Genomic DNA, 10,390 nt, shown 5'->3' with positions numbered 1-10,390 from the left:
TGTCGAGGCCGCCGGTGACGTTGACCAGCACGGCCTTGGCGCCCTTCAGCGAGACTTCGTCGAGCAGCGGGTTCTGGATGGCGTTCTGGGCCGCCATCAGCGCGCGGTCGTCGCCGGTCGCCTCGCCAGTGCCCATCATCGCCTTGCCCATCTCGGTCATCACCGTGCGGACGTCGGCGAAGTCGAGGTTGATCAGGCCGGGCAGCACCATCAGGTCGGTGATCGAGCGCACGCCGGAGTGCAGGACCTGGTCGGCCATGCCGAACGCTTCGGCGAAGGTCGTCCGCTCGTTGGCGACGCGGAACAGGTTCTGGTTCGGGATGACGATCAGGGTGTCGACATAGCGTTGCAGCTCGCTGATGCCGGCGTCGGCCAGGCGCATGCGGTGGCGGCCTTCGAAGTGGAACGGCTTGGTGACCACGCCCACGGTCAGGATGCCGCGCTCGCGGGCGCACTTGGCGATGATCGGGGCGGCCCCAGTGCCGGTGCCGCCGCCCATGCCGGCGGTGATGAACACCATGTGGGCGCCGTCGAGGTGCTCGCCGATCTCCGGGATCGACTCCTCGGCCGCGCTCATGCCGATCTCGGGGTGGGCGCCGGCGCCGAGGCCCTGGGTGGCGAGCACGCCGAGCTGCACCCGGCGGTCGGTCTTGGCGAACGCCAGCTGCTGGGCGTCGGTGTTGGCGACCACGAACTCGACGCCTTCCAGCCCCGCCTCGATCATGTTGTTGACCGCGTTGCCGCCGGCCCCGCCGACGCCGAAGACGACGATCCTGGGCTTCAATTCTGTCGCCCGCGGCGCTGATAGAGCGATAGTCATGCGACCCCTTCCCAATTCGGCCTCGGCCCCGCGAACGCCCGCGGCGCGCCGTTTCGTAACGATGCGTTAAGTACGCGCTCAGACCCTTAATCGAGCGTTAACCGCATACCGTGAGTCGCGAGTCGGTCGAGGCCGCTGATGGGCTAAAATTCCCCTTGCGTCACAAGGCCTAAGGGGAATCGGGCTGCCCCTGCGGCAACATGACTCGCACGGGAAAGCTGGTGATAACCCGTTAATCCTTGCCTTCGGGCCCGGTGAAGCTTTGGGCGCGCGGCCCGATGACGGCCAGGCAGAAGTCGATAAACGCCCGCACCTTGGCCGGTCGGTAGTGGCGCGCCGGATAGAGCGCGTAGAGCGGGAAGACCTCGTCGCTCCAGTCCGGCAGCAGCTGCACGAGCCGGCCGGCCTCGATCAGGTGGCGCGTGCCGAGGTCGAAGATCTGGGCGACGCCGGCGCCGGCCTCGCACGCTTCCAAGAGGGCGCCGGAATCGGAGACCATCAGCCGCGCCGCGACCTTGACCGGCGCGACCTCCGACCCGCGGTGGAACTCCCACTCGAAAGGCCGGCCGCTCGCGGCTTCGTAGAAGTCGATGCAGGCGTGGTCGGCGACCTCCGCCGGGTGTCGCGGCCGGCCATGGGCGGCGATGTAGGCGGGCGAGGCCACCGTCAGGACCCGGGTCTCCAGGAGCTTGCGGGTGACGAACCCGCCAGCGGGAGGGTCGCCGAACCTGAGCGCGAGATCGAAGCCGTCGGCGACCAGGTCGCCTGGCGCATCGCGCATGATCAGGTCCAGGGATACCTCGGGATAGCGGGCGAGGAAACGGGCCACCTCCGCGGCGAGCACCACGCGGGAGAAGAACGGATCGACGTTCACGCGCAGCCGTCCGCGTACGACGCCCTTCGAACCCGACGCCTCCACAGCGGCGTCCTCGATCCCGGCCAGGAGCGGACTGACGCGGTCGAAGAAGCGGCGGCCTTCGTCGGTGAGCCGCACGCTGCGGGTGGTTCGCTCCAGCAACCGCACGCCCACCCTCGCCTCGAGGCGAGAGATTGCGCGACTGACCCCCGACGCCGTGAGCCCCAGCGCGACGGCGGCGCGGGACAGCGTTCCCGCCTCCACCACCGCGGCCAGCACCGTCACGCCGGCCAGCAGGCGTCCATCGTAGGGCATGGCTATTCCTGATTTGGGCGCACAACTGATTTGACATATTGGCGCTCACGTCAAGAACGCCTGGCTGTCACCCTGCGCCCGCAAGACATGAAGGAGCACTGGCGATGTATGCGGTGATGGGTGTGACGGGGAAGGTCGGCGGGGCGGCGGCGCGCGCCCTGCTGGAGGCCGGCGCGCCGGTTCGGGCGATCGTGCGGGACGCGGCGAAGGGTCGGACCTGGTCGGCGCAGGCGGATGTCGCCCTGGCCGACGTCCAAGACACGCCAGCGCTCACGGCGGCCTTCACAGGCTGTGAAGGCGTCTTCGTGATGCTGCCGCCGATGTTCGATCCCTCGCCGGGTTTTCCCGAAGCCGCGGCGATGATCGCGAGCCTAGGCGATGCGCTGAGGCGGTCCGCGCCAGGCCGGATCGTGGCGCTGTCGACGATCGGCGCCGAGGCGACGGAGCCCAACCTGCTCAATCAGCTCGGGATGCTCGAACGGGCCCTGGCCGACCTTCCCGCGCCGGTCACCTTCCTGCAGGCGGCCTGGTTCATCGAGAACGCCGCCTGGGACGTCGCCTCGGCGCGGGACGAGGGCGTGATCCGCAGTTACCTGCAGCCGCTGGACCGGGCGGTCCCGATGATCTCGTCGGAGGATGTGGGGCGAACCGCCGCGAGTTTGCTACAGGCGCCCTGGACCGGCCATCGGGTGGTCGAACTGGAGGCGGCCGAGCGGGTCACGCCCAATGCCCTGGCCCAGGCCTTCGCCGGCGTCGTGGGCCGCCCGGTCCGCGCGGAGGCCGTGCCGCGGAGCGAGTGGGAGGCGATCTTCCGCGCCGAGGGCATGCGCAATCCGCGGCCGCGCATGCAGATGCTCGACGGGTTCAACGCCGGCTGGATCGATTTCCCGGACCACGGTGCGGGCGCGCTGAAGGGCGCGATCTCGCTACGGCAGGCCGTGGCGGCTCTGGTGCGCCAGGTCTGACGGGCAGACCGCTAGAGGTTCTCGCGCAGCCAGGAGGCGGCCTTGGCCACCGGGTTGGCGCGGGGGTCCAGCGGCTCGCGGCGGAGCTTGGCGGAGGCGAGCGCCTTGGCGCTGACGGCTTCGCGCGGACCGAAGGCGGCGCGGTGGAGGATGCCGGCGGCGGCGGTGAAGGCCGGTCCGGAGGCGGCGTCGGCCAGGTGCGGCACGCGGCGGGGTCTCCCCAGGCGCACCGGGCGGTCGAACACGCGGACGGCCACTTCGCGGACACCGGCGAGCTGGCTGGCGCCGCCGGTCAGCACCAGGCCCGCGCCGGGCTCGACCGGAGCGCCGGAGGCCTTCAGGCGGTCGCGGAGCAGTTCGAGGGTCTCTTCGACGCGGGGGGCGATGATGCCCTTCAAGAGGCTGCGCGGGGCGATCACCGGGCCCGCGCCCGGGTCGTCGCCGCGCGGCGGCGCCTCGATCATCTCGCGGTCCTCGTTGGCCGAGGCGATGGCCGAGCCGTGCAGGGTCTTGATGCGCTCGGCGCCGGCGATGGAGGTGGAAAGGCCGCGGGCGATATCCTGGGTCACGTGCTGGCCGCCCACCGGCACGGTTTCGACGTGCACCAGCGAGCCCGCGGTGAACACCGCCGCCGAGGTCGAGCCGCCGCCCATGTCGATGCATACCGAGCCCAGGTCCATCTCGTCCTCTTCCAGCGCCGCCAGCGCCGAAACAAAGGGGGCCGCGACCACGCCCTCGAACTGCAGGTGGGCGCGCTCGACGCAGGCGCCCAGGGTCTGGAACACGGCTTCCGAGACCGAAACCACCAGGAGCTCGACGCCCAGAGTGCGGCCGAACATGGCGCGCGGGTCGCGCACCCCGCCCTGGCCGTCCACCGACCAGGCGATCGGCAGGATGTGGGCGGCTCTACGGCCCGGCAGCTTGACCTGCGCGAGCGCATTGGTGATCGCGCGCACCAAGTCGTTGTCGGAGATCGGACGCGCGCCGATGGAGACCCGGCCCGCCACCCGGTGGGAGGTCAGCTGGCCGCCGGCGGTGGCCACGGTGACGCTCTGGACGTTGACGCCGGCCACGTTCTCGGCCCGCTCGACGGCCTGCGCGATGGCTTCCGACGCCTCGTCGAGGTTGATGATCGAGCCGCCGCGGATGCCGCGCGACTGGACGTAGCCGACGCCGGCGGTGGTCAGGGTCCGGTCGGCCTTGCGCACGCCCTCCGGCTTCATGATGAAGCAGGTCACCTTCGAGGCGCCCAGGTCGACGGCGGCCACCAGCGGCGGACGCACCAGCGCCGCCTTCAGGCCGTCGCGGCCGTCCTTGCGGTCCTGGGGCTTCACCTCCCCGGCCTGGGCTGCGGCGCGGCTCGCCAACTTCAGCATCCTATTGGTCTTCCATTGTTCAGGCGCCCGCCGCAGCCGGCGAGCTTAGAGGTGGGTTCTGGCGGGGGCGCACGGCCACCACATCGGGATTGCGCAGGTCGATCCGGTCGAAGCCGAGTTCCAGGATGCGCGAGCGCTGGTCGAGGCGTTCGAGCTGCATCAGCGCCTCCTCCTCGCCGGACGCCGGCAGCTGGATCAGCGAGCCGTCCTTCATGCGCAGGTCCCAGCGGCGGTCATCGACCCGGACCAGGGCGTCCATCCGGCTCATCAGCTTCGGGCGCTGGGCGATCACCGGCAGGATCTCCGGCGCATGCTCGGCGCCGCCCTCGCCCACCACCAGCGGCAGGGCGGTGAAGCGCCGTGCGTCGGCTTCGGGGATCACCTGGCCGTGCTCGTCGATGACGTGCTGGCGCCCGGCGTGCTGCCAGACGGCGAGCTGGTGGCGCTCGGCCACCACCACCACCAGGGTGTCAGGCAGCAGGCGCACGATGCGGGCCTCCTTGACCCAGCCCACCTGCTCGACGTGGCGGCGCAGCGCGCCGAGGTCGAGGCCCAGCAACGGCTGGTCCTGGTAGAGGCCGGCGGCGCGGGCGATGTCGGCCCTGGCCATCGGCGAGGCGCCCTGCACCTCGACGTGGCGCACGCGGAAGCCGGCGGCGGCGAAGCGGTTGTCGATGGCCCCGCCGATATTCGCGGCCAGCTGCTGGCCGCGATGACCGGTGGCCAGGGTCACGCCCAGCGCCAGCGCCAGGACCGCGACCGCGCCGGCCAGCGCCAGCTTGGGGGAGAGGCCGTGCGGTTCCCGCGCGGCTCGGGAGGTTCGCCGCGCCGGCGCGCGGGCAGCCTTAGGAGGCGCCTTGACCGGAGGTTTCGCCTGTACTCGCGAGCCCCCCCGCACCGCCCCGGCCATACGCGTCCTCCGTGATCCAAAGCACCAATCGGTCGAAATCCACGCCCTGCAGCGCCGCCTGCTCCGGGATCAGCGAAGTGGGCGTCATGCCAGGCTGGGTGTTCACCTCCAGCAGGACCAGAATGTCGTTAATGTCGTCATAACGCAGGTCCGAGCGGGTAACCCCTCGGCAACCCAGGGCGGCGTGCGCCATCTCACTCATTCTGAGAGCTTTTTCAAAGGCATGAGGCGGGATTTCAGCCGGAACGACGTGCGTCGATCCGCCCTCCGCATACTTCGCCTCGTAATCGTAGAAACCTGTGCGCGGAATGATGTCGGTGACGGTCATGGCCTTGCCGTCCATCACGCCGACGGCGAGCTCGCGCCCGCGGACGTAGGGCTCGATCATCACCTCCTCGCCGAAGGTCCAGCTGGGGGCGACGATCTCCTGCGGTGGGCGGTTGGCGCCTTCGAACACCAGGAACACCCCGACCGAGGAGCCCTCGGCGTTCGGCTTGACCACGTAGGGCGGCGGCATGACGTGGTCGGCCGCCGCTTCGAAGCGGTTGTAGAGCCCGCCGCCCGGGACCGTCACGCTGGCCGCGGCCAGCACCGCCTTGGCCTTGGCCTTGTCCATGGCCAGCGCCGAGGCCAGCACGCCGGAGTGGGTGTAGCGCAGGCCGAGCGTCTCCAGCACGCCCTGCACGCAGCCGTCCTCGCCCCACTCGCCGTGCAGGGCGTTGAAGCAGACGTCGGGCTTCAGGCGGGTCAGCACCTGGGCCACGTCGCGGCCGGCGTCGACGCGGCTGACCTTGGCGCCCAGCCGTTCAAGGGCGTCGGCGCACTCGCGGCCGGAAACCAGGCTCACCTCGCGCTCGGAGGAAAGCCCGCCCAGCAGGACGGCGACGTGGTGTCCGGAAAGCGGCGCGGCCATGGGCAGAATCTCGAAACAGCGGAAGGCCAAGCCGGTGACTGAGCCGGCGGCCCGGGTCAAGGGCCGGCGCATGCTGACACGGCGCTGTCAGCAGGCTGGCGGCAGGATGCGGAGCCGAACGAGACACGACCAAGGATTGGGGACCCCGCCATGATGACCGCCGACACCGCCTGCGCCCTCGACGACCTGCCCGCTCCGCCATGCGCCCGGCTGCTGGGCTGGCGGATCCTGGCGGTGAAGCCGAAGGAGGGCTGGATCAAGGTCGGCTTCGACGCCCGCTGGGAGTTCACCAACCCGGCCGGCTACATCCAGGGCGGGTTCCTGGCCGCCATGCTGGACGACACCATGGGCCCGGCGGTGTTCACGATGACGCAGGGCCGGCTCTATTCGCCCACCATCGAGATGACCGTGAGCTTCCTGAACCCCGCCCGTCCGGGCCCGCTGGTGGGCGAAGGCCGCGTGGTCCAACTCGGCAAGTCCATCGCCTTCCTGGAGGGATCGCTCACCGACGCCGCCGGGACCCTTATCGCCCGGGCCACTGCCAGCGCGCGGCTGGTGGAGGCGGAGAAGGCGTTTGGGTGAATTTCCACACATCCCTCCCCTTCCTCGTCATCCCGGTTTCGCGCAGCGAAGACCGGGACCCATAGACCCGACGGTCAGAGGTTCCCCGGAAAGCCTCGTGTTCATAGGTCCCGGACAAGCGCTGCACGCTTTCCGGGATGACACGGAAAAATGGGCGCCGCGGCGCCGCTCACGGACGGCCGATCCGCTTGATCTCCCAGTCGAGGTCGACGCCGAACCTGGCCTTCACCTCGGCTCGGACCGCCTCGCCTAGGCCCTCCAGGTCGGCGGCGGTGGCCTCGCCGGTGTTGATCAGGAAGTTGGCGTGCAGCGGGGAGAACATTGCCCCTCCGAACGGTTTGCCGCGCCAGCCGGCGTCATCGACCAGCTTCCAGGAGGAGTGGCCGGGCGGGTTCTTGAAGGTCGAGCCGCCGGTCTTCTCGCGGATCGGCTGGGTCTGCTCGCGCCGGGCGGTGATCTCGTCCATCCGCGCGGCGATCGCGGCGGGCTCGTCGGGCCGCCCCTCGAACAACCCGCCCAGGAAGATCAGCGGCTCGGCCGCGGCGCGGGCGGACCGGCGGTAGCTGTAGCCGAGGTCGGCGTTGGAGAGGGCCAGCCGCTCGCCGGCGCGGCTCAGCGCATAGGCCTCGACCAGCACGTCCTTGGTCTCCGAACCGTAGCAGCCGGCGTTCATGACCAGCGCGCCGCCGACCGAGCCCGGCACGCCGCGGTAAAACTCCAGGCCCGCGATCCCCGCCCTGCCCGCCTCGCGCGCCAGGGTGGCGTCCAGCGCCGCCGCGCCGGCGAAAATGCGGCTTTCGCCCCCCTTTTTGCCGACTTGGGGCTCGACGGCGGCGAAGGCCTTGCCCAGGCGGACAACCACGCCTTCGACCCCACCGTCGCGCACCAGGGTGTTGGAGCCGACGCCCAGCACAGTGACCGGCGCGCCGGGGTCGAGCGCTTTCAGGAACGCCGCCAGGTCATCCTCGTCCTTCGGCAGGAACAGCACGTCCGCCGGGCCGCCGACCCGGAACCAGGTGAACGGCCCGAGCGGCTCCCCGCGGAGCAGCTTGCCGCGGACCCCGGGCAGCCGGTCCAGCCAGCTCATCCGGCCGCCCAAGTCATTCGGCAGCCAGGGCCGTGAGCTGGTCAGGCAAAGCGTAGGCCCAGCCGGTGATGTCGCCGGCTCCGAGCAGCATCACCACGTCGCCGGGCCGGGCCTCCTCGCGCACGATCCGCGCCAGGTCGGCGGGACCCTCCAGCGCCAGCACCCGGCGGTGGCCGTAGCGGCGCAGGCCCTCGACCAGGGCGTCGCGGTTGATCCCCTCCAGCGGCGGCTCGCCGGCGGCGTAGACGTCGGCCACGATCACCACGTCGGCGTCGTTGAAGCAGCTGCAGAACTCCTCGAACAGGTCGGAGAGCCTGGAGTAGCGGTGCGGCTGGACCACCGCGATCACGCGGCCCTCTGCGACGGCGCGGGCGGCCGTCAGCACCGAGGCGATCTCGACCGGATGATGGCCATAGTCGTCGACGATCCGCACGCCGTTCGCGACGCCGGTGGTGGTGAACCGCCGCTTGACCCCGGCGAAGCTGGAAAGGCCTTTGCGGATGGCGTCGATCGGAACAGCCAGCTCGCGGGCTACGGCGATGGCGGCGAGCGCGTTGAGCACATTGTGCTGGCCGGCCATCGGCAGGTGCAGGTCGTCGATCGTGATGAAGTCCCCTTCCCGCGGCTGGATCACCACGCCGAAACGAGCGCCTTCCGGCCCCATGGTGATGTTGTGCGCGCGCACTTCGGCCTGCGGGTTGACGCCGTAGGTGACGAGGCGCCGGTTCTCCACCCGCGCGGCCATGGCCTGGACCTCCGGATGGTCGGTGCAGACGGCGGCGAAGCCGTAGAAGGGGATGTTCTCCACGAAGTCGCGGAAGGCCTTCTTCACCGCGTCGAACTCGCCGTAGTGGTCGAGGTGCTCGGGGTCGATGTTGGTGACGATGGCCACGGTGGACTTGAGCTTCAGGAAGGTGCCGTCGCTCTCGTCGGCCTCCACCACGATCCAGTCCCCGGCGCCGACCTTCGCATTGGTGCCGTAGGCGTTGATGATGCCGCCGTTGACCAACGTCGGGTCCAGGCCGCCGGCGTCCAGCAGAGCCGCGACCATCGAGGTGGTGGTGGTCTTGCCGTGCGTGCCGCCCACCGCCACCGAGAACTGCAGCCGCATCAGCTCGGCCAGCATCTCGGCCCGGCGGACCAGCGGCAGGCGCCGTTCGCGCCCGGCGACCATCTCCGGATTGTCGGCCTTCACCGCCGTGGAATAGACCACCGCGGAGGCCCCATCGACGTGGGCGGCGTCGTGGCCGATAAAGATCTTCGCGCCCAGCTTCTCCAGCCGCTCGGTGTTGGCGGAGGCCTTGGCGTCGGAGCCCTGCACCGCGTAGCCGATGCGCAGCATGATCTCGGCGATGCCGCTCATGCCGATGCCGCCGATGCCGATGAAGTGCACGGGGCCGATGTCGAAGGGCACGGGGCGTCGGGTCATGGGTCGGTGCTAGCGCATCGCCACAGCGGGGGAAATATCCCTCAGCCGCGGGCGGTCTGTTCCACCACGTCGGCGAGGCGCTCGGCGGCGTCGGGGATGGCGACCGAGCGGGACGCCGCGGCCATGCGGGCCAGGCGGGTCGGATTGGTCAGCAGCTTCTCGAGCGCGCCGGAAAGGCTCTGGACGGTGAGCTGGCTCTCGCGGGCCACCTCCGCGCCGCCGGCGTCGGCCAGCAGCTTGGCGTTCTGGCCCTGGTCGTCATCCAGCGCGATGGCCAGCGGCACCAGGATGGCGGGCTTTCCGGCCACGGCGAACTCGCAGACGCTGCCGGCGCCGGAGCGGCCGATCACCAGGTGGGCGGCGCCCAGGCGGGTGGCCATGTCGCGGAAGAACGGGGCGATCTCGGCGTCCACCACGGCGTTGCGGTAGGTGCGGCGCGCGCTCTCCATGGATTCCGGGCGGGTCTGCTGCTGGACCACCAGCCGCTGGCGCAGGCCCTCCGGGAGCGCGGCGATGGCCTCCGGCACCAGCTCGGAGAGCAGGCGCGCGCCCTGGCTGCCGCCGGTGACCAGGATGCGGATCGGGCCCTCCGCGGTGGGCGCCACATAGGGCAGGTCGGCGAGCGCGCGGATCGCCGGGCGCACCGGATTGCCGACCACCATGGCCTGGCCGATCACCTGGGGCGGGGCCTTCAGAAGCGTCGGGAAAGCGCAGGCGACGCGGGTGACGCGGGCCGCCAGCATGCGGTTCGCCCGGCCCATCACCGCGTTCTGCTCGTGGATCACCGTCGGGCGCTTGTCGAAGATCGCGCCCACCAGGGCCGGGGCGGAGGGATAGCCGCCGAAGCCCACCACCACATTGGGGCCGATCTCGCGGTAGACCGCGCGCGCCTGGCTCGCCCCGCGCAGCACCGCGGCGCCCGCCCGCATCATGCTCAGCGGATCACCGGACTTGTAGCTGGCCGAGGAAAGGCCGATGCGGCGCTCAGCGGGGAAGTCCTGGGCCAGGCCCGCCACCCGCTCATCGGAGGCCAGCACCACCGACCAGCCGCGCTCGATCAGCACCTCGGCCAGCGCCTGGGCGGGGAACAGGTGACCGCCGGTGCCCCCGGCGGCGAGAACGGCGATCCTACGCATC

10 protein-coding genes are annotated in these 10,390 nt (G+C 71.0%); 2 read left to right on the top strand and 8 right to left on the bottom strand.

Annotation, left to right across the window (positions count from 1 at the left end):
- Positions 1 to 820 (bottom strand): cell division protein FtsZ (ftsZ, locus tag JWP28_RS01125; protein ID WP_299539024.1); only part of this gene is annotated, 820 nt, incomplete at its 3' end.
- A gap of 232 nt (positions 821 to 1,052) precedes the next feature.
- Positions 1,053 to 1,991 (bottom strand): LysR family transcriptional regulator, encoded by a 939-nt coding sequence (locus JWP28_RS01120; protein WP_299539022.1) that lies wholly within the window; start codon positions 1,989 to 1,991, stop codon positions 1,053 to 1,055.
- 104 nt (positions 1,992 to 2,095) lie between these two features.
- On the opposite strand from JWP28_RS01120, the gene JWP28_RS01115 reads away from it, so the two are divergent.
- Positions 2,096 to 2,956, top strand: a complete 861-nt coding sequence (locus JWP28_RS01115) for an NmrA family NAD(P)-binding protein (protein WP_299539019.1) — start codon at positions 2,096 to 2,098, stop codon at positions 2,954 to 2,956.
- 11 nt (positions 2,957 to 2,967) lie between these two features.
- Here JWP28_RS01115 and ftsA read toward each other — a convergent pair whose 3' ends face one another.
- The 3 genes from ftsA to JWP28_RS01100 are packed head-to-tail and all read right to left on the bottom strand — an operon-like array spanning position 2,968 to position 6,155.
- On the bottom strand, positions 2,968 to 4,332 hold the full coding sequence (ftsA, locus tag JWP28_RS01110) for a cell division protein FtsA (protein WP_299539016.1): 1,365 nt from the start codon (positions 4,330 to 4,332) through the stop codon (positions 2,968 to 2,970).
- A 19-nt stretch (positions 4,333 to 4,351) separates the two neighbouring features.
- On the bottom strand, positions 4,352 to 5,242 hold the full coding sequence (locus JWP28_RS01105; RefSeq protein WP_299539014.1) for a cell division protein FtsQ/DivIB: 891 nt from the start codon (positions 5,240 to 5,242) through the stop codon (positions 4,352 to 4,354).
- Positions 5,178 to 6,155: a D-alanine--D-alanine ligase gene (locus JWP28_RS01100; protein WP_299539012.1), complete on the bottom strand. Its 978-nt coding sequence runs from the start codon at positions 6,153 to 6,155 to the stop codon at positions 5,178 to 5,180. The genes JWP28_RS01105 and JWP28_RS01100 overlap by 65 nt, the downstream gene beginning before the upstream one ends.
- Before the next feature lie 150 nt (positions 6,156 to 6,305).
- Here JWP28_RS01100 and JWP28_RS01095 point away from each other — a divergent pair, with 150 nt between their 5' ends.
- The gene (locus JWP28_RS01095) at positions 6,306 to 6,737 is read left to right on the top strand and encodes a PaaI family thioesterase (protein ID WP_299539010.1); all 432 of its coding nucleotides are present in this window, start codon (positions 6,306 to 6,308) and stop codon (positions 6,735 to 6,737) included.
- A gap of 169 nt (positions 6,738 to 6,906) precedes the next feature.
- On the opposite strand, the gene murB is transcribed toward JWP28_RS01095, so the two are convergent.
- The 3 genes from murB to murG are packed head-to-tail and all read right to left on the bottom strand — an operon-like array spanning position 6,907 to position 10,389.
- Positions 6,907 to 7,824: a UDP-N-acetylmuramate dehydrogenase gene (gene murB, locus JWP28_RS01090; protein ID WP_299539007.1), complete on the bottom strand. Its 918-nt coding sequence runs from the start codon at positions 7,822 to 7,824 to the stop codon at positions 6,907 to 6,909.
- A 13-nt stretch (positions 7,825 to 7,837) separates the two neighbouring features.
- Positions 7,838 to 9,253, bottom strand: coding sequence for a UDP-N-acetylmuramate--L-alanine ligase (gene murC / locus JWP28_RS01085; RefSeq protein ID WP_299539004.1), 1,416 nt, complete (start codon positions 9,251 to 9,253; stop codon positions 7,838 to 7,840).
- A gap of 41 nt (positions 9,254 to 9,294) precedes the next feature.
- Positions 9,295 to 10,389, bottom strand: a complete 1,095-nt coding sequence (murG, locus tag JWP28_RS01080) for an undecaprenyldiphospho-muramoylpentapeptide beta-N-acetylglucosaminyltransferase (protein ID WP_299539002.1) — start codon at positions 10,387 to 10,389, stop codon at positions 9,295 to 9,297.
- Position 10,390 lies beyond the last annotated feature (1 nt).

Origin of the sequence: Phenylobacterium sp. (genome assembly GCF_028290885.1) — a bacterium.
Taxonomy (GTDB): domain Bacteria; phylum Pseudomonadota; class Alphaproteobacteria; order Caulobacterales; family Caulobacteraceae; genus Phenylobacterium.
The sequence above is the reverse complement of the archived record's forward strand: the minus strand, read 5'-3'. Positions and strand labels throughout refer to the sequence as shown.

Coding starts and splice junctions, on each gene's coding strand:
- JWP28_RS01100 (WP_299539012.1), bottom strand. CDS start 6,155: ATGGCCGCGCCGCTTTCCGGACACCACGTCGCCGTCCTGCTGGGCGGG.
- murB (WP_299539007.1), bottom strand. CDS start 7,824: ATGAGCTGGCTGGACCGGCTGCCCGGGGTCCGCGGCAAGCTGCTCCGC.
- JWP28_RS01105 (WP_299539014.1), bottom strand. CDS start 5,242: ATGGCCGGGGCGGTGCGGGGGGGCTCGCGAGTACAGGCGAAACCTCCG.
- murG (WP_299539002.1), bottom strand. CDS start 10,389: ATGCGTAGGATCGCCGTTCTCGCCGCCGGGGGCACCGGCGGTCACCTG.
- murC (WP_299539004.1), bottom strand. CDS start 9,253: ATGACCCGACGCCCCGTGCCCTTCGACATCGGCCCCGTGCACTTCATC.
- ftsA (WP_299539016.1), bottom strand. CDS start 4,332: ATGCTGAAGTTGGCGAGCCGCGCCGCAGCCCAGGCCGGGGAGGTGAAG.
- JWP28_RS01095 (WP_299539010.1), top strand. CDS start 6,306: ATGATGACCGCCGACACCGCCTGCGCCCTCGACGACCTGCCCGCTCCG.
- JWP28_RS01115 (WP_299539019.1), top strand. CDS start 2,096: ATGTATGCGGTGATGGGTGTGACGGGGAAGGTCGGCGGGGCGGCGGCG.
- JWP28_RS01120 (WP_299539022.1), bottom strand. CDS start 1,991: ATGCCCTACGATGGACGCCTGCTGGCCGGCGTGACGGTGCTGGCCGCG.